The sequence below is a fragment of the Pseudomonas xantholysinigenes genome, from assembly GCF_014268885.2.
Lineage (GTDB): Bacteria > Pseudomonadota > Gammaproteobacteria > Pseudomonadales > Pseudomonadaceae > Aquipseudomonas > Aquipseudomonas xantholysinigenes.
In genome coordinates, this window is sequence record NZ_CP077095.1 from 2,543,788 (window position 1) to 2,567,872 (window position 24,085).

General features: G+C 60.0%; 23 protein-coding genes and 2 pseudogenes. 6 read left to right on the forward strand and 19 right to left on the reverse strand.

Features of this window, described 5'->3' with window-relative positions; genetic code table 11:
* Positions 1-35 precede the first annotated feature (35 nt).
* From fapB to pnuC, 4 genes are all read right to left on the reverse strand, one after another.
* Positions 36-605, reverse strand: coding sequence for a fibril amyloid subunit FapB (gene fapB, locus HU772_RS11450; RefSeq protein ID WP_186657988.1), 570 nt, complete (start codon positions 603-605; stop codon positions 36-38).
* Positions 606-615: 10 nt separating this feature from the next.
* Complete coding sequence (gene fapA, locus HU772_RS11455) at positions 616-1,068, reverse strand: functional amyloid chaperone FapA (RefSeq protein WP_186657747.1); 453 nt, start codon at positions 1,066-1,068, stop codon at positions 616-618.
* Between the two features lie 295 nt (positions 1,069-1,363).
* Positions 1,364-1,915: an AAA family ATPase gene (locus HU772_RS11460; RefSeq protein WP_186657750.1), complete on the reverse strand. Its 552-nt coding sequence runs from the start codon at positions 1,913-1,915 to the stop codon at positions 1,364-1,366.
* Entirely contained in the window at positions 1,912-2,478 is a 567-nt protein-coding gene (gene pnuC / locus HU772_RS11465) for a nicotinamide riboside transporter PnuC (RefSeq protein ID WP_186657753.1), read from the reverse strand. The genes HU772_RS11460 and pnuC overlap by 4 nt, the downstream gene beginning before the upstream one ends.
* A 207-nt stretch (positions 2,479-2,685) precedes the next feature.
* Between pnuC and HU772_RS11470 the strand changes: the two genes are divergently transcribed.
* Positions 2,686-3,927 (forward strand): DUF2599 domain-containing protein, encoded by a 1,242-nt coding sequence (locus HU772_RS11470; RefSeq protein WP_186657767.1) that lies wholly within the window; start codon positions 2,686-2,688, stop codon positions 3,925-3,927.
* Between the two features lie 88 nt (positions 3,928-4,015).
* Here the strand turns inward: HU772_RS11470 and HU772_RS11475 are convergent, their stop codons facing one another.
* The 3 genes and pseudogenes from HU772_RS11475 to HU772_RS25260 all read right to left on the reverse strand — a co-directional run.
* Complete coding sequence (locus HU772_RS11475) at positions 4,016-5,692, reverse strand: DUF2599 domain-containing protein (RefSeq protein WP_186657771.1); 1,677 nt, start codon at positions 5,690-5,692, stop codon at positions 4,016-4,018.
* A gap of 95 nt (positions 5,693-5,787) precedes the next feature.
* Entirely contained in the window at positions 5,788-6,522 is a 735-nt protein-coding gene (locus HU772_RS25255; RefSeq protein ID WP_437182435.1) for a methyl-accepting chemotaxis protein, read from the reverse strand.
* A gap of 186 nt (positions 6,523-6,708) precedes the next feature.
* A pseudogene (locus tag HU772_RS25260) lies at positions 6,709-7,422 on the reverse strand (cache domain-containing protein); the annotation flags it as partial.
* Positions 7,423-7,722: 300 nt separating this feature from the next.
* On the opposite strand from HU772_RS25260, the gene HU772_RS11485 reads away from it, so the two are divergent.
* Positions 7,723-8,553 (forward strand): undecaprenyl-diphosphate phosphatase, encoded by an 831-nt coding sequence (locus HU772_RS11485; protein ID WP_186657775.1) that lies wholly within the window; start codon positions 7,723-7,725, stop codon positions 8,551-8,553.
* On the forward strand, positions 8,553-8,975 hold the full coding sequence (locus HU772_RS11490) for a DUF1294 domain-containing protein (protein ID WP_186657777.1): 423 nt from the start codon (positions 8,553-8,555) through the stop codon (positions 8,973-8,975). Before HU772_RS11485 ends, HU772_RS11490 begins: the two co-directional genes overlap by 1 nt.
* A gap of 155 nt (positions 8,976-9,130) precedes the next feature.
* On the opposite strand, the gene HU772_RS11495 is transcribed toward HU772_RS11490, so the two are convergent.
* From HU772_RS11495 to HU772_RS11510, 4 genes are all read right to left on the reverse strand, one after another.
* Positions 9,131-9,493, reverse strand: coding sequence for an MmcQ/YjbR family DNA-binding protein (locus HU772_RS11495; protein WP_186657779.1), 363 nt, complete (start codon positions 9,491-9,493; stop codon positions 9,131-9,133).
* A complete protein-coding gene (locus tag HU772_RS11500; RefSeq protein WP_186657999.1) occupies positions 9,486-10,370 on the reverse strand; it encodes a LysR substrate-binding domain-containing protein in 885 nt (294 codons plus the stop codon). Before HU772_RS11500 ends, HU772_RS11495 begins: the two co-directional genes overlap by 8 nt.
* 186 nt (positions 10,371-10,556) lie before the next feature.
* Positions 10,557-11,480 (reverse strand): LysR substrate-binding domain-containing protein, encoded by a 924-nt coding sequence (locus tag HU772_RS11505; RefSeq protein WP_225923132.1) that lies wholly within the window; start codon positions 11,478-11,480, stop codon positions 10,557-10,559.
* A gap of 638 nt (positions 11,481-12,118) precedes the next feature.
* A complete protein-coding gene (locus tag HU772_RS11510; RefSeq protein WP_186657781.1) occupies positions 12,119-12,847 on the reverse strand; it encodes a WYL domain-containing protein in 729 nt (242 codons plus the stop codon).
* A 183-nt stretch (positions 12,848-13,030) separates the two neighbouring features.
* Here HU772_RS11510 and HU772_RS11515 point away from each other — a divergent pair, with 183 nt between their 5' ends.
* The gene (locus HU772_RS11515) at positions 13,031-13,612 is read left to right on the forward strand and encodes a hypothetical protein (RefSeq protein WP_186657783.1); all 582 of its coding nucleotides are present in this window, start codon (positions 13,031-13,033) and stop codon (positions 13,610-13,612) included.
* On the opposite strand, the gene HU772_RS11520 is transcribed toward HU772_RS11515, so the two are convergent.
* From HU772_RS11520 to HU772_RS11535, 4 genes are all read right to left on the reverse strand, one after another.
* Positions 13,569-14,378, reverse strand: coding sequence for a hypothetical protein (locus tag HU772_RS11520; RefSeq protein ID WP_186657785.1), 810 nt, complete (start codon positions 14,376-14,378; stop codon positions 13,569-13,571). The genes HU772_RS11515 and HU772_RS11520 overlap by 44 nt on opposite strands.
* Before the next feature lie 103 nt (positions 14,379-14,481).
* The gene (locus tag HU772_RS11525) at positions 14,482-16,479 is read right to left on the reverse strand and encodes a DUF3732 domain-containing protein (RefSeq protein WP_186657797.1); all 1,998 of its coding nucleotides are present in this window, start codon (positions 16,477-16,479) and stop codon (positions 14,482-14,484) included.
* Positions 16,463-16,969 (reverse strand): three component ABC system middle component, encoded by a 507-nt coding sequence (locus HU772_RS11530; protein ID WP_186657799.1) that lies wholly within the window; start codon positions 16,967-16,969, stop codon positions 16,463-16,465. Before HU772_RS11530 ends, HU772_RS11525 begins: the two co-directional genes overlap by 17 nt.
* Positions 16,966-18,171: an ABC-three component system protein gene (locus HU772_RS11535; RefSeq protein ID WP_186657801.1), complete on the reverse strand. Its 1,206-nt coding sequence runs from the start codon at positions 18,169-18,171 to the stop codon at positions 16,966-16,968. The genes HU772_RS11530 and HU772_RS11535 overlap by 4 nt, the downstream gene beginning before the upstream one ends.
* Before the next feature lie 385 nt (positions 18,172-18,556).
* Between HU772_RS11535 and HU772_RS11540 the strand changes: the two genes are divergently transcribed.
* Both HU772_RS11540 and HU772_RS11545 read left to right on the forward strand, forming a co-directional pair.
* Positions 18,557-19,168 (forward strand): FMN-dependent NADH-azoreductase, encoded by a 612-nt coding sequence (locus tag HU772_RS11540; protein WP_186657803.1) that lies wholly within the window; start codon positions 18,557-18,559, stop codon positions 19,166-19,168.
* A 132-nt stretch (positions 19,169-19,300) separates the two neighbouring features.
* Positions 19,301-20,350 carry an alpha/beta hydrolase family protein gene (locus HU772_RS11545; RefSeq protein WP_186657805.1) on the forward strand — a complete coding sequence of 350 codons (1,050 nt, stop codon included), beginning with the start codon at positions 19,301-19,303 and terminating at the stop codon, positions 20,348-20,350.
* Here the strand turns inward: HU772_RS11545 and HU772_RS11550 are convergent.
* The 4 genes and pseudogenes from HU772_RS11550 to HU772_RS11560 form a co-directional block, all read right to left on the reverse strand.
* Positions 20,309-21,478 carry an MFS transporter gene (locus tag HU772_RS11550; protein WP_186657808.1) on the reverse strand — a complete coding sequence of 390 codons (1,170 nt, stop codon included), beginning with the start codon at positions 21,476-21,478 and terminating at the stop codon, positions 20,309-20,311. The two genes, HU772_RS11545 and HU772_RS11550, sit on opposite strands and share 42 nt — an antisense overlap.
* Positions 21,479-21,704: 226 nt before the next feature.
* Positions 21,705-23,291, reverse strand: a complete 1,587-nt coding sequence (locus HU772_RS11555; protein ID WP_186657810.1) for an ABC-F family ATPase — start codon at positions 23,289-23,291, stop codon at positions 21,705-21,707.
* 32 nt (positions 23,292-23,323) lie between these two features.
* Positions 23,324-23,675 (reverse strand): annotated as a pseudogene (locus tag HU772_RS25120) (site-specific integrase).
* A gap of 5 nt (positions 23,676-23,680) precedes the next feature.
* A complete protein-coding gene (locus HU772_RS11560; RefSeq protein ID WP_186657812.1) occupies positions 23,681-24,007 on the reverse strand; it encodes a DUF2388 domain-containing protein in 327 nt (108 codons plus the stop codon).
* Positions 24,008-24,085: the final 78 nt, after the last annotated feature.

Consider the following 24,085-nt stretch of genomic DNA (forward strand, 5'->3'; position numbering starts at 1 on the left):
TTTCGTTGTTAAGTGTTGTGTGTTGCTGCTTCGGGTCAATCCGCAACCCGTACGCTCAGGGTGTTGGCCATTCGATTGCCTACCCCGGCGCTCTGATTCAGCTGGATCACCCCACGGCTGCCGGTGAAGGCCTGGTCACTGGTAGTGACCTGGCGACTGCCGGGTGTGTGATCCGCTGCTTCGGAGCCATTGGCCAGCGCGACGTTCTGCTGGCCGAGAATGCTGTCGTCGATGCTTTGCGGGACTGCGCTGATGCTGATGCGCACTGCGTTTGCCTGTTGCGTGGCCGCGCCCGCGGACTGATTGATGCCGAGCATGCCGTTGCCCTGGCTGAAGGCGTTGCCGCTGATGCCGGCCTTGGCGTCCAGCGCCGTGTTTGGGCGAAAGTCGTTGTTCTGGCGGATCTGCGTGCTGGCGTGGGCATCGGTGCCAATGGCTATGGCCTTGACGTTGGCCTGCTGCAGGGCGTCGCCAGCCGCCTGGTTGATGTTCAGGTTGCCTTGGTAGCCACGGCCACTGGCGTCCAGGTTGGCGTTGTCGACCACCGGGGAGCCGGCCAGGGCAGTGTTGGCGAGCAAGGCCAGGCACAGCAGGGAAGGGTGCAGGGTGCGCATGTCATTGCCCCCGGGTCAGGATTTGCAGCGGGGCCAGGCCGCGCTGGACGCTCTGGTTGACGCTGTTGGAGATGCCATTGCCACCGCCGGCACCGCTGCCCGAGCCACCGACCATACCGGGCAGGCGGGTCTGCACCGTGTCCATGCCGCGCAGGGTGCCGCTACCGTCTGGCTGGAACATGCGGTTGACCACCGAGCCACTGGCGACGCTGGCGAAATCGCCATCGGTCAGCTCATTGGTCTGGGCCTTGATGCGCGCGGACTCATTGGTATTGACCGTGGTCGGGTTGGGGTCGGGGATGCGGGTAGGGCGATCGCCCTGGCGTGGTTGCACGTCGCGGGTGAGGACCACCACGCCGTTGTTGCCGCCGGCCAGTGCCGGAAGGGGCAGGCTGGCGACGGCGAGGCAACCGAGGACAAGCAGTGCAGGCAGTGTCTTGTTGTGATTCGCCACGACGGTGCTCCCGTTCTGTGCGCTGGCCCTGGGGCGTTGCGGGGAGAAAGAGCAGAAGCTGTGCCGCTTTTGAAAAAAACAGTTGATTCAGCAGGTTACGGCTACTGATGGGCGGCGGGCGGGCGAATCTGTATCAACGGTGAGACAAAACGTCTGTGCGCAATCGTCCAGGCCCCATATTGCGGGGCCTGTAGCGGATTTGCCTGTGACTGTATCAAGGGCGAGACACATCACCCGATCCTGCGGCTAGTGCCCCAGTTGCGGGGGCTGTGGCAGCACGGGGTGTATCGGTGGGTTAACACTCGGTGGCACAGGCGGGCGCCTGGCCATCCAGCAGGCGGGCGACGGCGGCCAGGGCGGCGGCGCCGCGCTGCGCCCAATCGCCGTCGAGCACCTGGTACGGTTGGTGCTGGCGTTGCAGCCACTGGAGGGTGTCGTCGAAGAATTGTTGGCGTTCTTCCAGGCGCGGCTGGCAGCGCAAGCCGTCGCCGACCCACTCGACGCCTTCGGGGCGCAGCAGCAGGTGCAGGTCGTAGTGACGGGTTTTGAGGGTCTGCTCGAGCCAGGCGGGGCAGTCGTCGAACAGCGCGCGGCTCCAGAGGATGTTGCTCAACAAATGGGTGTCGAGGATCACCAGGCCCGGTGTCTGGGCCCGTGCCTGGTCTTCCCAGGCCAGTTGGCCGCGGGCGATGGCGGGGATGTCGGCATAGCAGGTGTCGCGCTGTTCGCGCTCCATGAAGTGGCGCACGTACTCACCCACCAGCACACCACCGAAATGCGCCTGGATCTCGCCGGCCAACCAGCTCTTGCCGCTGGACTCCGGGCCGCACAGCACCAGGACCTTCATACGCCGGCCAGCGCCGGGTCGCGGCGCCACTCCAGCCAGCCGCGCACGGCGATCAGGGTGAACAAGGCATACAGCGCGGCGGTCAGGTACAGGCCCTTGTACAGGAACAAACCGACGAAGATCACATCGACCACCACCCACAATGCCCAGCATTGCAGGCGCTTTTGCGCCATCCACAATTGCGCGACCAGGCTGAAACCGGTGAGCGCGGCGTCCAGCCACGGCTGGGCCGCGTCGGTCCAATGGGCCATGCCAGCGCCCAGCAGCAGGCTGGCCAGCAAGCCACAGGCCAGGCCCTTGAGCAGCGGGGCAGGGGCCAGGCGCGACACCAGGCGGGCATCCTCGACCCGGTCCGGGCGGGTCCATTGCCACCAGCCGTACAGCTGCAACACGGCGTACACCAGTTGCAGGAGCATGTCCGAGTACAGCTTCACCTCGTAGAAGATCCAGCTGTAGAGCACCACCATCACCAGGCCGATCGGCCAGCACCAGGGGTTCTGCTTGACGGTGAGCCAGACGGCGATGACGCCGAGCGCGGCGGCGAAGAGTTCGAGGCCGGACATCGGCGATCCTTGACGGGTTGGAGGGACGGTGGGGGATTGTACCGTTTGGCGCGTGGCGTGCCACTCACCTTGTGCCGAGCAACGACCTGTCATTCTTATCAGTTTCGCCTACCGGTGGGGGTTGGCAGGTTAACCCTGCAGGTGCGGAAAAGCCGCACCGCGGTGCACTCGTGCCGCACGATCAATAATGGATTCGTTGGAGGGGTGATGAAAACAACACTCACAAAATTGCTGCCGTGCCTGGTATTACCAGTGTTGCTGCAGCCGGTGGCCGCCAGTGCCGAATCGTGCGCTGAAACCTTGAAAACAATCGAGTCGCTGTATAACAACACGGTAGACAAGTGCCGTTCGGGACCTGCGTCGAACTGTTCGGGGTTGCTGATCAGGGGAACGCACCGTTCGCCAGATGGCAAGTACGACGTCTGGAATCCCAGTCCGAAGGCCCAGGAGTTAGGCACCTTCGCAGCCTCTTGGATGCGCGCCGATGGGATCAGCTACGAGGATCCTGGGCTGAAAACCAATAATGGTTATCTGATCATGCCGTTCGACAAGGTCGAGAAACCTGAGACGCCCGTCCATGTGTATTGTGCATTTCCCAATGATGCCTGGACCGATTTTCGTGATGACAACGGTTGTGGGGATAATAAGAACACCCCATCTACCCAGGAGCCGGTCTGCCAGTCAATGAAACCACCCATCAATGACGCCGCGGGGTGGTTGGCACTGTTCATCAAGTACCAGCGAGACAAAATGCAGGACCAGTATCAGTGCGGCTTCAACATGCGAGGGAATGGCGAGGCGGCGAATCAAGCACGTACGCTGGCGTTCCAGCAGTTCATCAAGGCGCGGCAGGCCATCAATACCCGTGAGTTCCAGACCCAGACCGAGCTGCGCCTGGGTAACCCGAAAACCGATGAATTACCGATATTGGCCTTCTTCTACAGCGACCCACGTGGCCTGGGGGATGCAAAGAAAAACGCCGCGGACTACAAGGCCAAGACCGGCAAGGACCGCAATATCGTCAAGATCGACTTCCCCAAGACCCCAAATGGCAAAGCTAGGTTTTCATGCCTGAGCCCGGATCCGACACCTCCCGAAAGTCAATACTGTAAAAAATACATTGCCTCCAGCGAGTGGATCCAGCGTGACGATCCTGAATTGGGCCCCAACACCTGGTCGCTGCAAGTAGTGCCAACCGACTGTGGCCGAAAGATCTCGAAAGAGCAGACTGCTCGGATGTGGGCCGAGCTGTACAACAAACACAAGGATGATGCGCAGTGGCGCGAATACAGCAAAAATGGCGGCTCGATGCGCCGGCAAATGGTCTGTCACCTGACCTTGGTGGACGATGGCCGGCAGGTACGCGATAAACCTGTCTGGAATTTGGAGCCTGCCCGTCCTTATGTCGATCATGAAACGGCCTTGAAGATGCAGTGCAATCCCTATTGAGGGGCATGTAACGGTGTAAGTTGCGCCATGAAACCGGCCCGCGGATATCGGCGGGCCAGTTTCGTTGCTGTTGGGTTATGGGCGTTGGTCAGGGATTGCACAGGGCTGCTTCTGTCTGAGCCGGCGAAGTGGCCTTGCGGAAGGGCTCGAGGTTCCAGTCCTTTTTCTGGCTGTAGTTTTTCCGCAGGCAGGCCAACTGCAATTTCACGCTGCCGGCGACGCCTTCCTGCCACTGCTCGTCGCGTCCGCGTTGGCGGAACAGTTCGGCATACAGGTCATCGCTCGAAGCCTGCCGGCCAATCTGGGTCGGCACTACTTGCAGCCCGAAGAATGTCGTCCCGCTTTTGCTATCGGTCTGTTCGGACCAGAGCGCCGCCTCGATCAGCTTGCGCACCGGGTTGCAGCCGCTCCTCTTCATTTCGTCTGGGTTGACGGTCGGACGGAAGGGCTCGAGGTTCCACTCGCTCTTGCCCGGATAGTTGCTGACCAGGCATTCGACCTGAGCGCGCATGCTGCCTGGGTAGATCTCGTTTTCGCGCCAGTGCTGGCCGTCTCCATAGCGACTCTCCAGGGCTTCATACGCCGCCTGGACATTGCTCGCATCAATCTTGACGCCCGGCTTGAGCACGACATTGAGAGTCCACTCCTCGCGGCCCATACCTGGATCGTGTCGCCGTATCCACGTGGCGGAGTCGATATAGTCGCGGTTTTCCTGGCCGTCGTTGCCCGCTTGAGGTCGACCGCCCAGTGGTACTACCTGATCGTCGGCCACATAGCTGAAGCGCTCGCTGGGCGGCCTGGTGAAGTCCATGCGCAGCACCGGTACCGCATAGCCTTGCGCGTAGAGCTTGCGCTGGAAGGCCTGGGCCGGTTTGAGGCCCACGGTGGCCTTGGCCTTGCTGGTATCGCCGCGGGTGTTGGCGACATAGGTGCTGTTCGGATCCCAGACAAAAGCATCGATGTAGGGCAGGCGAGCGCTGCCGTCGGATTTCGGCGTTCCAGTCTGGTCATTGCGCAGGAGAAACTCGTTGATCAGCTCTTTGCGGGCGAAGGTATCGGTGAAACGCGTGCCCGGTGCCTGATGGACCTTGATCATCGCGTCCCAGTCACTGGGTTGTTCGGCGTTCCATGAGCATTGCTGGACCTGGATGCGGTTCATCGGGTTGAGCAGCGTCGGGCGGGTGCCTGACCAGCGCCTGCGCCATTGCTCGGCGTCGTTCACCTCCAGGCTGTCACACGACCCCCAGGCCAGCGCCGCATTGAGGTTGGCAGGTGTTGTTGCGGAGCGGGCCTGATGGTTGGCCGGCAACGCCGCATTGAAGGGCCCGCAGCCATGCCATTGGCGTTCCGGCCCGGTGAAACCGTCAAAGCTGTAGATACACATGAAGCCGGTTTCCATGACCGGTGCCTTGAGTCGCCTGGCATCTTCAGGCGTGCGCAGGATGAAGCCCGCGGGGCGGATCAGGCGGTTGGTGCTCAGGTCCGCGCGAATCCAGCTGAAGGAAGAGGCCCCCGTCTTGAGCGCATAGGGGCTGTAGTCCCATGGGTTGAAGGGGCCGTCGTCGACCATCCGCACGGTAACCCCGCTGCAGTAGTAGTAACCGCGTGGCGCGCCAGTGGGATCCTTGCAGTCGCCGCGGATGGCGTTGTAGTTCGCGTTGATGCGCTTGACGGTATTCTCCGGGGTATCGACGGCCACTACCGTGACGGCATGCGTGGCCGGCGCCCCGAGCAGCAGCGCAATTGCCAATGTCAGCTTGTTCATGGGACCTCCTGTCTTGGCTGGGAGGTCCACGTTCTGCCAGGCACGCAAAGGTGTCTACTGGGAGAAATGCCAGGTGGTCGAGGGCCGGTTCGCCTTCAGACCTTGAACTGGCGTAGCAGCTGCTCCAGCTCCTCGCTCAACTGTGCCAAGGCACTGCCGGCATCGCTGGACTGGCGCGCCGCTTCGGCGGTTTGTTGCGACAGGTCGGCGGTTTCGGTGACGTTGCGGTTGATCTCTTCGACCACATGGGATTGCTGCAAGGTGGCGCTGGCGATCGAGGCATTGAGTGCGCCGAGGTTGCCCAGGGCCTGGCTGATGGCGTCCAGGCTGCTGCCGGCCTCGCGGGCCTGCGCGACGGTCTGGCGCGAGGCCTCGCTGCTGGTGTCGATGGCCCTCACCGCCGCCTCCGATTGCCCTTGCAGATGCTCGATCATGGTCTGGATCTCGGCGGTCGACTGGGCGGTACGTTGGGCCAGCAGGCGCACTTCGTCGGCGACCACGGCGAAACCTCGGCCTTGTTCGCCCGCGCGGGCCGCCTCGATGGCGGCGTTGAGGGCGAGCAGGTTGGTCTGCTCGGCGATCGAGCGGATCACTTCGAGCACCCCGCCAATCTTGGTGCTGTGGCTGGCCAGTTCGCGGATCACCTGCACCGCCTGGTCGATGGTCGCCGAGAGCTGGTCGATCTGTTGCAGGCTGCCGTGAATCGCCTGCTGGCCATGGCCGACCTGGGTCTGGGCGTTGCGCATTTCGCTGGCGGCCTGTTCGGCGTGCTTGGCCACGTCCTGCACGGCATAGGTGACTTCGTTGACCGCCGTGGCCACCTGGTCCATCTGCAGCGACTGCTGGGCGCTGCGGGTCTGGGCTGCGCCGGCGTTGTCGCCGACATGCCCGGCGGACTCGGCCAAGGCATGGGCGGCGCCCTGCAACTGGCCGATAACGCCCTGCAACTTGCCGTTGAAGCGGTTGAAGTGCTCGCCCAGGTGGGTGATCTCGTCGCGGCCATGGGTGTCCAGGCGACGGGTCAGGTCGCTTTCGCCGCTGGCGATGTTGCCCATGGCCTGCACCGCCTCCTGCAGTGGGCGGGCAATGCTGCGGGCGATCAACAGCACCAGCAGGCCCATCACCAAGGCGATGGCCAGGCCCACCAGCGAGGCCTCGCGCAACTGGCGGGTAAACTCGGCCTGCACGTCGTCGACGTACACCCCCGAACCGATGATCCAGCCCCAGGGTTTGAACAACTGGATGTAGGAGGTCTTGGCCACCGGCTCGCTGGCGCCGGGCTTGGGCCAGCGGTAGTCGACAGGGCCGGCGCCCTGGCTGCGGGCCAGGGCGACCATTTCGTTGAACACGGCAAAGCCGTCGGGGTCGCGGATCGCCGAGAGGTCCTGGCCGTCGAGCTTGGGGTTGGCCGGGTGCATGATCATTTTCGGCTGCAGGTCATTGATCCAGAAGTAGTCGTTCTGGTCGTAGCGCAGCCCGCGCACTACCTGCAGGGCCTGTTGCTGCGCGGCTTCGCGGGTCAGGCTGCCGGCTGCCTCCAACCCCTGGTAGTAGGCCAGCACGCCGGCGGCGGTCTGTACCACGTGGCGGGTCTTCTCGGCCTTGGCCTGGTACAGGTCGCCATGCAACTGGCGCAACAGCAACAGCCCCAACACTACCAGCATAGCCACGGCCACCAGCAGGATCAGCCACAGGCGGCGGCTGATCGACATCGACCTCAGGGTCTTCATGATGCGCTACTCCAGTCTTGTTCTTTTTTTCGTCTGCATCCAAGCATGCTTTGCCGTCGGTCCCCACACGACCAACGGCTAATTGGGGAAAATCAGACATGCCATGTTGCAGGTAATACAGGAGCTGCAACACTTGCTCTGATAGGATTTCGGCCGCGCCAGATGAAACCTTTAGGCCACTGAACTTTTCAGCTGGCTTCGGGACCAACTGTCGCTGTAAAACAGCGTCGCCGCGTGCGGTACCTGTAGATAAATCAAAATAAGCGGCCTGCCACGCGCAGCGTCGCACTTGGGGGATTGATGGATTTTTGGAGTGCCTTGCAGGCAATCATCTTGGGCGTGGTCGAGGGCCTGACGGAGTTTTTGCCGATTTCCAGTACTGGGCACCAGATCATCGTTGCCGACCTGATCGGCTTTGGCGGTGAGCGCGCCATGGCGTTCAACATCATCATCCAGCTGGGCGCCATCCTCGCGGTGGTGTGGGAGTTTCGGCGCAAGATCCTCGATATCGTCGTCGGCTTGCCAACCCAGGCGCCGGCACGGCGCTTCACCGCCAACCTGTTGATCGCGTTCTTGCCGGCGGTGGTGCTGGGCGTGCTGTTTGCCGACCTGATTCATGAATACCTGTTCAACCCGGTTACTGTCGCCGCAGCGCTGGTGGTGGGCGGGGTGATCATGCTGTGGGCCGAGCGGCGCCAGCATCGGGTGGAAGTCGACCATGTCGACGAGATGCGCTGGACCCATGCCTTGAAGATCGGATTCATCCAGTGCCTGGCGATGATCCCCGGGACCTCGCGCTCCGGCTCGACCATCATTGGTGGGCTGCTGTTCGGCCTGTCGCGCAAGGCCGCGACCGAGTTCTCGTTCTTCCTGGCCATGCCGACCATGGTCGGCGCCGCCGTGTACTCGGGCTACAAGTACCGTGAGCTGTTCCAGCCCGGCGACCTGCCGGTGTTCGCCTTGGGCTTCGTGGTGTCGTTCATCTTCGCCATGATCGCCGTGCGTGGCCTGCTGAAGTTCATCGCCAACCACAGCTATGCGGTGTTTGCTTGGTACCGCATCGCCTTCGGCCTGTTGATCCTGGCTACCTGGGAATTCGGCTGGGTCGACTGGGCGACGGCGCACGGCTGATGGCACGGGAACAGACGGTGGGCCGGGCAGAGGCCCAAGGGGTGCGTAACCCGCGCCTGAAGTTGCTGGTGCTTGCGGGTTTGTGCCTGTTGCCACTGTTGGGGAGCTTGCAGATGGGGCTCAGTGGGCAGTCCTGGTTGCCGTTGGCGCTGTATCCGGCGGTGAGCCTGATCAGCCTGCTGCTGTATTGGCAGGACAAGCAGCAGGCACGCAGCCAAGCCTGGCGCACGCCGGAGAAGGTGCTGCATGCCAGCGAACTGCTGGGAGGCTGGCCCGGGGCATTGCTGGCCCAGCAACTGTTCCGCCACAAGACCCGCAAGCTGTCCTATCAGCTGGTGTTCTGGGCCATCGTTGCCGTGCACCAACTGTTCTGGATCGATCACCTGGTGCTGGGGGGCCGTTGGCTGGGCCAATTGTTCTGATCCATTCACCTGTAGGAGCCAGCCTGGCTGGCGAAACCGGCGACGCGGTGGCTGGCACCGGCTTTGCCGGTGTTCGCGGGTAAACCCGCTCCCACAGACCTCAAACCATGCGCGTCACCTGTATGAGCCAGGCGACGCGCTGCATGCACATTACATCAGTCCAGCAGCAAGCCCACCTGTAGCCGCTTGGGCAAGCGCCGTACCACCAACTGGTGCGAGCGGCGCAGCAAGTCGCTGATTTCCTCCCGGCCCATGGGGTAGGGATATTCCAGGCTGACCCACTTGGCCCTTGCCAGGTAGGGGGCCGGGCGTATCCCCGGGCGGTCGCAATAGCCCAGGAACAGTTCATCAGCCAGCTTGAACGCCAGCCCGTCGCCGCTCAGCCCTTGTATTGCGAACATCTTGTTGCCGGCCACCGAGAACACCCGTATGCCGCCCCACTTGTAGTCCTCCTGGGCCCCGGGCAGGGCCAGGCAGAAGGTCGCGACCTGTTCCGCTGTCATTCTTTGCTCAGACATAGCGCTCTCCACACGCCTCGAACGAAGCCGCCAGGTGGTCGATCCAGACCCTTACCGCCGGCAGCAATCCGCGCCGATGCGGATATACCGCCTGCAGGTAGCCGCCCGGCAGCGACCAGTCTGGCAGTAGCCGCACCAGTTCGCCACGGGCCAGTTCCTCTTCGCAGAACATGCTGGGCAGGGCAGTGAAACCCAGGCCCGCGCGTACCGCGGCGTTACGCACGACGAAGTCGTCGATGGCCAGGCGTGGCTCCAGCGCCACATCTTCCTGGCGGCCATTGGGGCCGAACAGGCGAAAATGCACCAGGCGGTCAGCCTCGGTCGCCCCCAGCACCGGCAGTGTCGCCAGTTGCGCTGGCTCGCGGACATGATCGGCAAAGCCCGGTGCCGCCACCAGTTGCATCTGCGCCTGGCGCAGGCGACGGGTCACCAGGGCCGGGTCCTCGTCGCCCAGGTCACGTACCCGCAAGGCCACGTCGATGCCCTCGGAAATCAGGTCGACGCGCCTGTTAAGCAGCACCATGTCCAGTTGCACCAGGGGATACTGCGCCAGGAAGCGGCTGATGACATCCGGCAGGAAGGCATGGGCCAGCGCCACCGGGCAGGACACCCGCAGGCGACCACGGGGTTCGCTGGACATGCTCGCCACCACTTCGTCGGCCATTTCCGCCTCCAGCAGCATGGCCTGGCAGTGGCTCAGGTAGCGCTCGCCCACGGCGGTGAGCTTGAGCTGGCGGGTCGTGCGTTGCAGCAGGCGGGTGCCCAGGCGCTCCTCGAGCTCGGCGATGCGCCGTGACAGCCGCGACTTGGGGATGCCCAGCAGTCGCCCGGCGGCGGCGAAACCACCGGCTTCGACCACCCGGGCGAAGTAGAACAGATGGCCTGTTTTCCTAGCCGCACCACTAATTAAAACTAGATTTATTGAAGAAAACCAATGTGTTAAGGCCTAAAAGGTTTTGACGATTCGTCAAAAACAACGCTCGAAACGTCACTGATGCTCTCCCTGAGCCTAGCGCTCAAACCAACCGAATCAACCCCTCCGGTTCATCAATTATTGAGATACTTAAAGAGGACGGTCGCCGCACTGATCGAATGCATGCGCCAGACATTCGAGCCAGGCCCTTACGGCTGGCAAGACTCCTCTCCGGTGTGGGTACACCGCCTGCAACCATGCAGGAGGGCAGTGCCACTCTGGCAGTAGTCGCACGAGCTTCCCCTCGGCGAGTTCCGATTCGCAATACATCATCGGAAGCACCGTAAAGCCCAGTCCGGCCAGCGCCATTTCTTTACGCATCGAAAAATCTTCGACCCCTAACCTTGCGGGCATGGTCAGCTCAAACCGTTCACCTGTCTCGTTGAAAAGCCGCGTTCGCGCTAAGCGATCCGGATCCAGCGCTCCGAGGAACGGTAGAGCAGCCAGTTCTCGCGGATGTCCGAACTTTCGACCGTCCGCGAAATCAGGCGAAGCTACCACTTCGGTATGGGCTTCACGTAGCCTCCTTGTGATCAGGTTAAGTTCCTCATCGTCTGCCTCGCGAACCCTGAGGGCGACATCAATCCCCTCATTGATCAGGTCAACACGACGATTGACCAGCAGCAGATCGAGCTCCACCTGCGGGTACTTCTCTAAAAATTCCCGCACAATCGGCGTCAGAAATTGACTCGCCAAACCCACTGGGCTGCTCACTCGTAGCGGCCCTCGTGGCACGCTAGCAGCGCTAGCCACCATCTCATCAGCCAGATCGGCTTCAATCAGCATCGCTTGGCAATGTCGCAAGTACCGCTCGCCTAGAGCGGTCAACTGCAGCTTGCGGGTGGTGCGCTGGATCAGCCGAGCATTCAAGCGCTCCTCAAGCTCAGCGATTCGACGGGAGAGTCGTGATTTGGGTACTCCCAAGATACGGCCTGCTGCTGAGAAGCCGCCTGATTCGACAACCTTGGCGAAGTAATACAAATCGTTCAGGTTTCTAGGATCGCCGGTAGGCACGTAATTTAAATCCAGTGAAGAGCGGTGAGTAGGCATCCGGCCTGAAGTGGTTGAACTCATAGATGGCTTAGGGCCTCGCCATTAAAAGGGCTCGACGTACTATGGAACTGCTCTCGTCCAGATCGTCTTCACAGCCAGTGCCACAGCCAGCGTCGCAACCCCAGAATGAGTACGGTGGGACGGCTTAAAACAGCTTAGGTACGTTATCACAGCGTGGCGTTTAAGGGTCACGAAAGCGTTGAGTCCATGGATTTGATGAGGACTTGAACACGCTGAAAGCAGCGCCATCCCCGCAGGTCGGACGGGAGCTGAACTTCTATATTCATGGCCCGTGATCCGAGACGAGCGCTTCAGAAGCGTCGATTTGGATCTTACCGTCAATGATCCCCCTATGCCCCAATGCCTGCCCGTTCTTACTCACCGTCGAGAAAACAAGGCCAATTGAATCCGGAGCTATCCCTCAAAAATCATAGATTCTTGGAGTGTGCATAAAGCGGACACAGCGTCCCTGCGTATCTTGGACGGAGCACTTCAAGATCGCTCCCGCTTCGGTAGGTTCGATCTTCTGTGTTTCGTTCAGGCGATTTTCTGTGAGCCGGTTCAAGAGCTTCGGCCCCAACCCCAGCACGAGATCGATCTCATCCTGGCCGTGGACGGTCATGAGATCTTTCTGGATAGCGAATGAATCGAACTGGTAATTTTTTGGGTCGGGAATGTCCAAAAAAGCTAGTGCTTACACTGACCACGCGATGCAGCATCAGGACACAGGTCATTCCAGGGCCATTGCTGCTGTACTTGCCACGCGAAGTTCCCGCAGCTGGTTCGCCGCTTGGCCATTGTTCTGACTCCACGTAAGCAGAAAGATAGATATTGGAATCCTGGAATGAGAGCGCCAGGGGCTTCAGCAGATAGGTGCATTCCGCGTCCTCGGCATCCCGCGGCTTGTACACCATGGTGAGGCTATGGTCAGCCAATAAAGCGGCTTGAATGATATCCAGGTGGGCCGGGTCGTAGATGCCAGGGAGGAGGGTCATGAATCGCGTGCCGGACGTGATGCGGCCTTGCGCAATCAGGTCTTGCTTCGAGTTTCGAGTGATCACGCCCAACGCATAGTCACGCAGCGTGACCAGTTGCTTGGTCACAAGCTTGAAGCCGAAGCGCTCAGAATGCTGCAGCATCGCGAGGAGGGTCATCGACTCGGTCGGCGTCAGTACCAAGTCAAGGCTCACATTCCTGTGCAGCCTCCATTGAAATGACTTTTTACCTTTGGGTTTCTCACCGACGACCTGCTCTTCTTTGGCCAAGGCTCGCAGATCACGCAAGGTGGTTTTGATGTGGGGGATTTGCTCGGCCCATTCAGTTTGCAAGGCATGCAGTTCCTCGGTCGTAAGCGGAGTTCTCGCACGGTGCAAAATCTTCGTCAGCGTTCTGCGGCGCAAATCTTTCGGCTTAATTTCGCTCTCGGTAGGTACTCAGGGACAAAAAGTGTCCTTATGGTGCTGCAGTATCGCTTTGCCAGCAACGAATTCTGGACATTACCTGGAGTGGTTATGAAAACCAAAGTGACCCGTCGCATCTATCCCCCATACAAACAACGCGCAGAAGTTAAAGCCTTCATCGAGTGGCTCGCCCTGCACCTTGGTTCCAATCAGCAGCTCAAGCATGAGTACGTCAACCGGAAAACAGGTAAGCGCTGGAAGTTCACTGATCTGTACGATGCTTACCAACAGTACGAATGGCAGCACCCCGGGGTACCGCATTTGAAGGTGAGCGCTGGCAGTTGCGCCACGAGCAATGCGAATGCCTTGGATGCGCTGAGCGCCGATCTCAGTGTGGCGAACTGCGATGCCACCATGCTGCGAGGAACGAAAGCTACGATGTCCTGGGGTGGTGTGTCGGCGCACAACAATCAGTGGCTTGAGGCCAATCAGAAAGGCTTGGCCAATACGGTTGCACAGGTGTTGCGTATTGGGGATCTCGACAGCCCTCAATTCCAGAATGATCTTCGCTTCAACGCAGGCATGACCAAGGTGTATTCGCTGGTTTGCCCGGGCTTCATCATCTACGACAGCTTGGGCCTATGGCGAATTAAAATCGGCATGCGTGAAGCATGTGGACGGATATTCCTCTGAGCTCTCCAAATTTCAAGTACTGGTTTCGAATCTCTTCAACGAAGTCGATGCATTTTTTGTTGAGTTGCGCAATCCCCCCTAAATCGCTTTTTAAGCTGCAGAACCATTTGGATGTTGGTTCATACGAAGGGTGGGGACGGCTCGGATAAAGACTTTTGGTGTGAGGGCACTCATTTTTTTCTGAAGATAGATGGATAAGATCTATTTGCTTGTTAAATTTTGTCGCCCTTCTGTAGCTGATTACGAAAAGCGGATCTCCATGTGCGATCGTGTTTCTTATCGTCTTCAATGTTTCGAAGATGTCCCAAAACTTTAAGGATTTTGGTTTTACGTTATTGTTCGTGAGTTCTTGTATTTTGCTAGCTGCTTCAAAGCCATCTGAAAAATTTGTCTGATCTAAGAAATATTGTTTTTTATATTCTTGGTGAGATAGTACATGGGTCAGGCACCAGAATGTTTTGACGATCATGCTCTCAATTAATGCCACGTGTTTGACGAGAATGAGCTCATTCTGAAGCTTTGCAAGCGACTCGATAGTTTTCAGGGGTTGAGTGCTATTGAGTCTTTCTATATTTATTTCATGCAGGGCATCCCAGTCTTGCTGACTGTGCGCCATGCTTTCTCTTTCAGCGAAATTGCTTTCGCTCTCGCTAGCTTGAGTGTTGTACTCTGCGAGGTCTCGTTCATGGTTTTTTATTAATGAGGCTATCACGTCGCTCAAGCGTTTTAGTTCGATTCTCACATGATTCATGCGCATGAGTGACATACAGGCTCCTTTGCCAAGATATTCTTTGTTTCACGCTAAAGGCTATTGGTTCGATCAACATCTAAGCCAGTTGTGCCCGAGGAACACAACTGGCCACGTGTACTTACGCTAAGTCATTGTGACGGTGGATCCAGTGGGCAGGGATGAGCCCGTCGTCTTTGCTCTGCCATGCCGCTACGGGCACGGTGTCAGCGACTTGGCCCCAGATGTCCGGGCCCGCATGCTCAAGGACGATGATCTGGATGAAATGGCCTGCACGCTTGAGACCTTCAGCCAAGACTTCGAAGATTCGGCGTGTGGCAACGACATCCGCTGGCCGGGCTTGATTCACCGCTTCGAATCCCGCATCCAGTGCGTTTAGGCCACCGGTATTGCTTGGGAAGTAGACCTGGCTCGGCTGGTCGATCACGATGAAGCTGAAAGGTGGGAGCTTGCGATTCTCGTCTTTCGACAGGTATTCATGAATGCCTAGGAACGTCGCGATGTGATAGCCCATCCAGTTCGCACCACTGCCGATTTCCCAGAGAAAATCCCGCTGGCCGTGGGCGTCGAAGCGAAGCGTGAGCTCTTTCCGATCGAGATAAATCTGAGCGCCAGGCGTTCCGTTCAAGCCGAACTGATCCGCATAGTCCTCGAACATCGGGGCCAATTGGGCATCCACTTTGCGCTCTTGCTCAGCCATATCGGTCAGAGACATCTGGAAGTTGTAGTGCCGAATCAGGCTTTCCAGCTCGATCATGCGCTTGCTCAGACCCTCGTCTGCTTCAGAGCCGTCCAGTTGTTTGATCAGCCGGCTGATCTCACCCGCCACATAGTAGATCTGGCCAATGGCATTACGTGTGCGCTCATCCTCTTGGATCAAGCGAGCCTGCTCTCGCATCAAACGAGAGAGCTCACGCTCTTCCTTGGCACGCTGCCGTTTCAGCGTAGCCAGTTGCTTGTCGACGACAGGATTATCCTTGAGCGCGTCCGAAATCCGGGTGACCTTGTTGACCTTTTCTTCCAGGTTCTCGATCACCATTGGCAGAGCGTTTGTGTACGAGCCGCAGGCCACGCAGTGCCCACCGTCAGAGACGCTCTGCTTGAGCCAGTCGAGCCCAATGACATGGGACTTCTCAGTATCAATCGCCGCGACGAATCGCTTGCTGTTACGCGCCAGGTGGTCGAACCCATCGATCTGGGCATCAAATTCGTCAACGATACGTTGCTGCTTCCCAACTTCCTCGATTACTACCTTCAGCTTTTCTGAGATATGCAGTCGTTGAGGTTCCAGAAGTGTCTGCTCAAGCCGTCCTTCATGGGTCGCGATGACGACCTTCTTGAGCAGTTCGACTTTCTGAGCGCCCTGGGTGCTGGTGCGCTCAAGCAAGCCAAGCTGAATGCAGCGATCAAACAGTTGGTCGACGTCAGCGTAATGGCTCGCCTTGGCCGCATCGTGGATTGCTAACTGCTTACGTAGCCGATCCTGCTCGCGCTGCGCCTCATCCCGCCGCCGCTCATTCATGATGTAGTTTGCATCCACCATACCGAGCGCGTAGGGCATGGCTCGCGTCAGGCGCTCCTTGTGAGCAAACGAGTCGGTTTTGAAGAATAGGGTGTTGGGGTTTGCCACGATGTGCTGAGGCAGGAAGTTGAACGCCGCCATGTCGCGGTAGGAGCTGCGGCGATCAAAGCTGGAAGGCTCCTCCTCATCGGAGTGGGGGAGATCACTGACCCGAACCATGCCATCAAAGGCGGCTTTGTACTGCCCCAAGGAATGGGTACGGTAAACGGAGTCCGGGATCTGTTCATCGTCGAACTCCAGCATGCAAAGATCGTTGGAGCCTTGGGAGTTTCCTGGAGTGCGTCGCGCTACGATGTAGGTCGTATCGAGAAGGCGGATTTTCATCCCGAACCACTCGACGGTGTCGCGGATGATGCCGATTGGAATCTGGCATTTGGTTGCGCCCAGCACATAGTCAATGATGTGAACAATTGACGACTTGCCGGTGCCGCTCAGCCCGTAAATGATGTTGATCTTCCCGTCTTGAAAGGGAATGACTCGTGGCTCCAAGCCAGGGCAGCGAGGCCAGAGAATGACAGCGTCAATCGTGAATTTCATTGGGAATCCCAAACAAGAGCTTGTACAGGTTTTCTGTCGTGTCGGTGGCAAACCACTTCGCCAGTTTCTCAGTGGCCTGCAGCATGGCCGCGGGGATGGTGTTCTTGATGCCTCGTGGCCAACGATCGACCAGGACTTGGAAGCTGGTCTCACTTCCATTGGAGCCGATCTTTCCAACCAAACGCGAAGAGATGGCGAGATTGAGCCCTTGTAGGGTGGTAGCCGCATGGGCGGACACCCTTCGCTGCAGATCAATTTTCAATACCGGGGTTTCCCTGAGCACTGCACCCAGGGTGGAGCGGCTGGTGCGGTTGCTCAACGCGTCGCGTGAGCGCTGATTCCACACCAGCGGCAGCACCAACATCAGTTTCGGTAGATCCGGGGTTTGCCCAAGCCCTGTTTCTTGGTATTCGCCTATGAAGTGCGTCAGAAGAAAGCAGGCCAATGACGAGTTGTGGATCAATTGATGATCCAGATACGCCTCACTCATGACTCATCCTCCGAGGTCGGTGCGTCACGGTGCCAATGGATGGGGGAATGTGTTCCATCGGCGTTGGCCATCCTGTGATAGGTGCCGCTGAACAGGTACTGAGCCGTGGAGTTCACCCGTCCAACCTTCATGGGAAAGGTTTCTGGAAATAAGGTTTTGGTCATCACAGATTTGTAATCAGCCGTGCCGTAGTCATCCAGCGACGTCATGTTGTCCAATTGGTGGCGGTCGTGGATCGCCTCCCAACGGTCACTGAGCACACGCTCAGCCAGATCAAAGTCCTTGGACAGAACTCCACCTGACTCCAGAAGGCGGATGCGCTCAGAGTAGGCGGCACAGTAGAAGCCGAATTGCTTCATCAGCAGGTTTTTCGGCATGTTGATTTTGGTGAGTTGCTCCACGAACAGCATGTCCGCGGGGTCGATCTTCTCGGCCCATTCTGCGAACTCGGTTTTCTCGAAGGGCAGAGGTTCCCATGGGCCATTCATGAACGCTTCAACGAGCGCTTGACGCTTGTTGTAGTAAGGCTGAGCGGTCGTCCAGAAAGACTTTCGGGCTACCCAGGTCTCTTGGCAATGGTCGAACAGGAAACCGACCAGACCATGGTAGATGTCCTCAGCATTCGCTACTGCATCCTCGGGGAGGTGGAGGGACGCGATCACCCGCTGCTTCATCTGGGCATTGAGCTGGCCGTCCTCAATGGACATGTGCTCGATCAGAAATGCCAAGTCGGCGTCCGAGTACGCGATGACATCCCGAGCGATCTCCCCAGGCTTGCCTGTCATTCCGGCGGCATGCGTTCGAAGCGCAACGACCGCGTCTGCCACATCTTGCTTTGAAAGGGCATCAGAAAGCCGCATGGCCAGCGTGCCTTTCTTAAGCACGCGGTTCGTGACGAGGAGGAATTGCAACTCCTCATGCTCCTTCCGGGCAGCCGCTAACCCGTTCAACCAGATGCGGAGTGTCTTCCACAGGTTTTTACTGCTGTCTTGCAGTGGGTTTTTGCGAGGCTGAACAGAGAGCTTCGCTTGTTCTGACACACGCCGAGAACCTGTCGCTGTCTGGCTGATCTCTTCAACATCATCAGCCGTTTCAATGCCAAACCTAGTCTGCGCATTGGGTGCCGTGAAGATACGGTACAGGGCGCGTTCATACTGGTAGCCATACCCCGCTGCGCTGGGGCTAGCATCTGGATCTTTCATCCTTCTATCTCTCAGTCCATACCCATGTAACGGCGGGGCCGTGCCCCCATTCCTTTTTTCATGGCGCAACGGGTAAAGGAATGTACCGGCGAAGATGTCATTTGGCCATAACTTTGAGGATTCTCGATGGGCGGATGTGACACGGAATGAGCCCATCGGCAACGGAATTCCGTTTAGCCAGACCTACCAGCATTCCGTCTCGGATGTGACCGGTGTGGTGTTGTTTCTGGTGGTTATGTAGACCGCTACAATTTGACTGTCTCATTGTTCCATCAGTGGGACAAACTAACGCATTTTTACTGGCTTATCAGCTATTCGTCATGTCGATAGGATTCTCCCCATCGTGATCGCCCACCGCCGCGGTCTTCATTCACAGGAGAGTCCCATGAAACTGTTGCATATCGATTCGAGCATCCTGGGCGACAATTCCGCCTCCCGTCAGCTGAGCCGCGAAGTGGTCGAGGCCTGGAAGGCCGCTGACCCTAGCATCGAAGTGGTCTATCGTGACCTGGCCAGCGATGCCATCAGCCACTTCTCCGCCGCCACCCTGGTCGCAGCCGGTACCCCCGAGGAAATGCGCGACGCCGCCCAGGCCCATGAAGCCAAGCTCAGCGCCGAAACCCTGGAAGAATTCCTGGCCGCCGACGCGGTGGTGATCGGCGCGCCGATGTACAACTTCACCGTGCCTACCCAGCTCAAGGCCTGGATCGACCGCGTGGCGGTCGCCGGCAAGACCTTCCGCTACACCGAGGCCGGCCCTGAAGGCCTGTGCGGCGACAAGAAGGTGATCCTGGTGTCCACCGCAGGCGGCTTGCACCAAGGCCAGCCGACCGGTGTCGGTCATGAAGACTTCCTCAAGGTGTTCCTGGGCTTCATTGGCATCAGTGACCTGGAAATCGTTCGCGCCCATGGCCTGGCCTATGGCCCCGAGCACCGCGCCAAGGCCATCGACGCCGCCCAGGCGCACATCGCCGGCGAGTTGTTCGCCGCGGCCTGATCCCGCACTGCGGTCAAAAATGCCGACTGTCGCCTCGCGCGCCAGTCGGCATTTTTTCATCCAGTTTTCATGGGGCAGCGGTGCGGCGGGTTCTATGCTGGAAGCTACCTGTGGTCCGCCTAGTGCCTCGCGATGAACCGAACCCGTATCCTGATAGCCCTGCTGTTGCTCGGCGGCCTGTTGGCCCGTGCCGATGCGGCACCCTGGGTTGCGGGCTTGCACCGCCTGAGCCTGACCGATCCGGTGGACGCCCGGCCAATGCAGGCGCTGGTGTTCTACCCGTCCAGTGGCCAGGCCCATCCGGTGCGGATCGAGGGTTACCAGACGCGGGTCGCTGAAGAGGCGCCGGTGGCCATGGGGCAGTTCCCGTTGCTGGTGATTTCCCATGGCAACACCGGTAGCCCGATGGCCCTGCATGACCTCGCCAACGGCCTGGCGCGCCAGGGTTTCGTGGTGGTGGCGGTGGTCCACCCAGGCGATAACAACCGCGACCACAGCCGCCTGGGCACCCTCAGCAACCTGTATGGGCGGCCGCTGCAAATCAGCGCCGCGATCACCGCGGCGCGTGCCGACGCCTTGCTTGCGCCCTACCTGAACGATGGCAAGGTCGGCGTGATCGGTTATTCCGCCGGCGGCGAAACCGCGTTGATTCTTTCTGGCGCCCGGCCCGATCTTGAGCGCCTGCGCCGCTACTGCGAAGAGCGCCCAAGCGATGCCGACGCCTGCAAGACCCACGGCGTGTTGATCGCTGATCACAGCGAACTGGCACCCAAGGCCGACCCGCGGATCGGCGCAGTCATGCTGATGGCGCCCCTGAGCCTGATGTTCGGGCGCCATGCCTTGGCCGGCGTGCAGGTGCCCGCGTTGATCTACAGCGGTGACCGCGACCAACTGCTGGCCCTGGAGCACAACGCCGACGCCCTGGCGCGCAAATTGCCGGTCACTCCCGATTACCGGCTGCTTGCGGGCGCCGGCCATTTCGTGTTCATGGCGCCCTGCGATGCCGAGCAACATCAGCGCATGCCTGCGCTGTGCAAGGACGCCGACGGCGTCGATCGGCGGCATATCCATCGCTCGCTGCGCAGTGAGACCACGGCGTTCTTCAGTCAGGCCCTGGGCGTGCCGGAACCCGCCGAGCGTTCAGCCGCGCTGGGCCAGCCAGAGGGTCAGCGCAACCCCTGACAGGGCGAGCAGGGCGGCACCGCAGAAAATCGAGGCATACCCCCAGTGTACGGCTACCGCGCCCATCACTGGACCGGCAATGGCCAGCGCCAGGTCGAAGAACACCGCGTAGGCACCCAGGCCAGCACCACGGCTGCTGCTTGGTACCTGGCGGATCGCTTCGACGCCCAGTGCCGGGTACACCAGCGACAAGCCGAACCCGGCCAGTCCGGCGCCAATCATTGCCCACAACGGCGTTGGCGCCAGCCATAGCAACGTCAGGCCCAGCACTTCGGTGGCCATGCAGGCGATGGCGACGTTGTAGCCGCCAAAACGATTGACCGCGTTGACGAACAGCAGGCGCGAGAGGATGAAGCACAGGCCGAAGGCGCTTAGGCACCAGGCCGCCCCCATCCAGCCGCGTTCCAGGTAATAAAGGGTAATGAAAGTGGTCAAGGTACCGTAGCCGATGGACGCCAGGGTCAAGCCCAGGCCACAGGGCGCCACACGACCGAAGGCTGACCAGAATGGCAAGCGTTCGCCTTTTACGATCACAACATCTGGCCGGGTACGCAGCGCCGCCAGGGCCAGTAGCGCCAACACCAGCAGGGCAGGGCCCAACACCACGAAGTGCAGCGCCTCCACCAGCAAAACCCCTGCTGGCGCGCCGATTGCGATGGCGCCGTAAGAGGCGATGCCGTTCCACGAGATAACCCGCGCCGTATGCTCGGTGCCAACCTGGCCAATGCCCCAACTTAGCGTCGCCACCCCGATCAACCCCTGGGCGACGCCCAACAGCAGACGCCCACCCAACAGCAGTGCCAGGCTCAGCCAAGGCAAGGCCAGGAACCAGGCCGACAACAGAGTGAGTAGGCCGCAGCCGGCTATACCATACAGGCCGTAGCGGATGGCGCGCTTGCCGCCCAGGGTGTCGGCCACGCGCCCGGCGAAGGGGCGGCTGAGCAGGGTGGCCAGGTACTGCAGGCCGATGGTGATGCCGGCGATCACCGCGCCGAAACCCAGCTGGTCGTGCACGTGGCCGGGCAGCACGGCGATCGGCAGGCCGATGCAGAGGAAGGCGATGAAGGTATAGAAGACGATCGAGAGGATCTGCCGGGTGATGCCGGGGGAGGGGTGGGGCGCGGTCATGGGCTCGTTCGCGGGCGGGCGGTGGGCGATGCCCATCATGGCCGCTGCGCGACGGAAAAGAAAGCAGGCTAACGGTTTGCTCAGTGACCCCATGAATTCGGTGAGGTCATGCAGAAGCCGGCTTTGCCGGCGAATGCCCATGGCTGCGCGAACATTACTGTCGCTTGTCCTGGGCTGTTCGTCGGCAAGGCCGGCACCTACAGGGGGGTAGGCCGCCTCGGGGGAATCAGACCACCACGCCCTGGCTGCGCAGGTAGTCGTCGTAGGTGCCGCTGAAGTCCACCACGCCATCGGCGGTCAGCTCGATGATGCGCGTGGCCAGCGACGACACGAACTCACGGTCATGGCTGACGAACAGCAGGGTGCCCGGGTAGTTTTCCAGCGCCAGGTTCAGTGCCTCGATCGATTCCATGTCCAGGTGGTTGGTCGGTTCGTCCATCACCAGCACGTTGGGCTTTTGCAGGATCAGCTTGCCGAACAGCATGCGGCCCTGTTCACCACCGGAAATCACCTTCACCGACTTGAGGATCTCGTCGTTGGAGAACAGCATGCGCCCCAGGGTGCCGCGGATCACCTGCTCGCCGCTGGTCCACTGGCCCATCCAGTCGAACAGGGTCATGTCGTCTTCGAAGTCGTGGGCGTGGTCCTGGGCGTAGTAGCCCACTTCGGCGCTGTCGGTCCACTTCACTTCGCCCTTGTCCGGGGTCATCTCGCCGACCAAGGTGCGTAGCAGGGTGGTCTTGCCGATGCCGTTGGGGCCGATGATGGCCACGCGCTCGCCGGCTTCGATGGTGAAGCTGAAGTCCTTGAACAGCACCTTGTCGTCGAAGGCCTTGGCCATCTTGTCGACGATCACTGCCTGGCGGTGCAGTTTTTTGGTCTGCTCGAAGCGGATGAACGGGCTGACCCGGCTCGACGGCTTGACCTCGGCCAGCTGGATCTTGTCGATCTGCTTGGCGCGCGAGGTGGCCTGCTTGGCTTTCGAGGCGTTGGCCGAGAAGCGGCTGACGAAGGTCTGCAGTTCGGCGATCTGGGCTTTCTTCTTGGCGTTGTCCGACAGCAGTTGCTCGCGGGACTGGGTCGCGGCCGTCATGTACTCGTCGTAGTTGCCCGGGAACAGGCGCAGCTCACCGTAGTCCAGGTCGGCCATGTGGGTGCAGACGCTGTTGAGGAAGTGACGGTCGTGGGAAATGATGATCATGGTGCTGTTACGCGCCGTGAGGATCGTTTCCAGCCAGCGGATGGTGTTGATGTCCAGGTGGTTGGTCGGCTCGTCGAGCAGCAGCACGTCCGGATCGGAGAACAGCGCCTGGGCCAGCAGCACGCGCAGTTTCCAGCCTGGGGCCACTTCGCTCATCGGACCGAAGTGCTGTTCCAGCGGAATGCCCAGGCCCAGCAGCAGCTCGCCGGCGCGGGAGTCGGCGGTGTAACCGTCCATCTCGGCGAACTCGGTTTCCAGTTCGGCGACGGCCATGCCATCTTCTTCGGTCATTTCCGCCAGCGAGTAGATGCGGTCGCGTTCGGCCTTGACCTTGTACAGCTGCTCGTGGCCCATGATCACCGTGTCGATCACAGTGAATTCTTCATAGGCGAACTGGTCCTGGCGCAGCTTGCCCAGGCGGGTGTTTGGCTCGAGCATCACCTGGCCGCCGGACGGCTCGAGGTCGCCGCCGAGGATCTTCATGAAGGTCGACTTGCCGCAACCGTTGGCGCCGATCAGGCCGTAACGGTTGCCGTTGTTGAATTTGACCGACACATTCTCGAACAGCGGCTTGGAGCCGAACTGCATGGTGATATTGGCTGTAGAAATCAAGTGCTTGTCCTGCGGGGGTTCCAGAGGTGTATTTAGGCCCTCTCGTCAGCTTTGGGCCAATCTTGGGCCAATTCGACGCGGGGCGGCAGCTTCTCCAGCTCCCTCCAGTCCGAGGAGGAGCTGATCCATTTCGCGTAGGTAGAGAGCAACATCTCGACGCTATGGCCGCGCTGGTTCGCGATGAACGCGTCGGTTCATCCCAGCCATCAGGCATAGGGGTGCGTAGGTGTGGCGGGTGTCGTACTGCCGGCGTTCACGGATGTCCAGCGCCTTGAGCGCTGATTTGAAGGGGCGGATTGTAACACTTGGTTCGTTGATCCACAGCCCACCTTTGCTCGGTTGGAACACAAATGGGCTTGCAGGGTAGGCCGACTTTGAAGCCATCCACTTCAGATCGACGTGGCGATCGCCAGAGCCAGCTGCTCATCGGACATATACGGCTGGCCATAGGCATCGTGGTAGTAGCGGACGGCTTGCTCGAACCGGGCTCCGCGTATCTCGCCGCCTGAACCGATGAATGCGAGGGCGTCGGCCTTCGCCGCCTTCATGCTGGAAGGGCCATAGACCGTCAGCGCGGTGGTACCACCGACGATGATGAAGGGGAGGATGGTCGTGCCGAAGGTTGCGCTTTCGAACGGGTCATTGGTTTCGTGTGCCATGGCTGGCATGCAGGCCAACGCCAGCAAAAGCGCGCCCAGCGTTCTCAAGGATTCCATTCCTGCCTGCTTCCTTATGTTTGATGGCGAGCCTTATCGTACGAGTGATGGCGCGTGGATTCCATATGCAGATAGCGT

Coding starts and splice junctions, on each gene's coding strand:
- HU772_RS11460 (WP_186657750.1), bottom strand. CDS start 1,915: ATGAAGGTCCTGGTGCTGTGCGGCCCGGAGTCCAGCGGCAAGAGCTGG.
- pnuC (WP_186657753.1), bottom strand. CDS start 2,478: ATGTCCGGCCTCGAACTCTTCGCCGCCGCGCTCGGCGTCATCGCCGTC.
- HU772_RS11470 (WP_186657767.1), top strand. CDS start 2,686: ATGAAAACAACACTCACAAAATTGCTGCCGTGCCTGGTATTACCAGTG.
- HU772_RS11475 (WP_186657771.1), bottom strand. CDS start 5,692: ATGAACAAGCTGACATTGGCAATTGCGCTGCTGCTCGGGGCGCCGGCC.
- HU772_RS25255 (WP_437182435.1), bottom strand. CDS start 6,522: ATGGACCAGGTGGCCACGGCGGTCAACGAAGTCACCTATGCCGTGCAG.
- HU772_RS11485 (WP_186657775.1), top strand. CDS start 7,723: ATGGATTTTTGGAGTGCCTTGCAGGCAATCATCTTGGGCGTGGTCGAG.
- HU772_RS11490 (WP_186657777.1), top strand. CDS start 8,553: ATGGCACGGGAACAGACGGTGGGCCGGGCAGAGGCCCAAGGGGTGCGT.
- HU772_RS11495 (WP_186657779.1), bottom strand. CDS start 9,493: ATGTCTGAGCAAAGAATGACAGCGGAACAGGTCGCGACCTTCTGCCTG.
- HU772_RS11515 (WP_186657783.1), top strand. CDS start 13,031: ATGAAAACCAAAGTGACCCGTCGCATCTATCCCCCATACAAACAACGC.
- HU772_RS11520 (WP_186657785.1), bottom strand. CDS start 14,378: ATGTCACTCATGCGCATGAATCATGTGAGAATCGAACTAAAACGCTTG.
- HU772_RS11525 (WP_186657797.1), bottom strand. CDS start 16,479: ATGAAATTCACGATTGACGCTGTCATTCTCTGGCCTCGCTGCCCTGGC.
- HU772_RS11530 (WP_186657799.1), bottom strand. CDS start 16,969: ATGAGTGAGGCGTATCTGGATCATCAATTGATCCACAACTCGTCATTG.
- HU772_RS11535 (WP_186657801.1), bottom strand. CDS start 18,171: ATGAAAGATCCAGATGCTAGCCCCAGCGCAGCGGGGTATGGCTACCAG.
- HU772_RS11540 (WP_186657803.1), top strand. CDS start 18,557: ATGAAACTGTTGCATATCGATTCGAGCATCCTGGGCGACAATTCCGCC.
- HU772_RS11545 (WP_186657805.1), top strand. CDS start 19,301: ATGAACCGAACCCGTATCCTGATAGCCCTGCTGTTGCTCGGCGGCCTG.
- HU772_RS11550 (WP_186657808.1), bottom strand. CDS start 21,478: ATGACCGCGCCCCACCCCTCCCCCGGCATCACCCGGCAGATCCTCTCG.
- HU772_RS11560 (WP_186657812.1), bottom strand. CDS start 24,007: ATGGAATCCTTGAGAACGCTGGGCGCGCTTTTGCTGGCGTTGGCCTGC.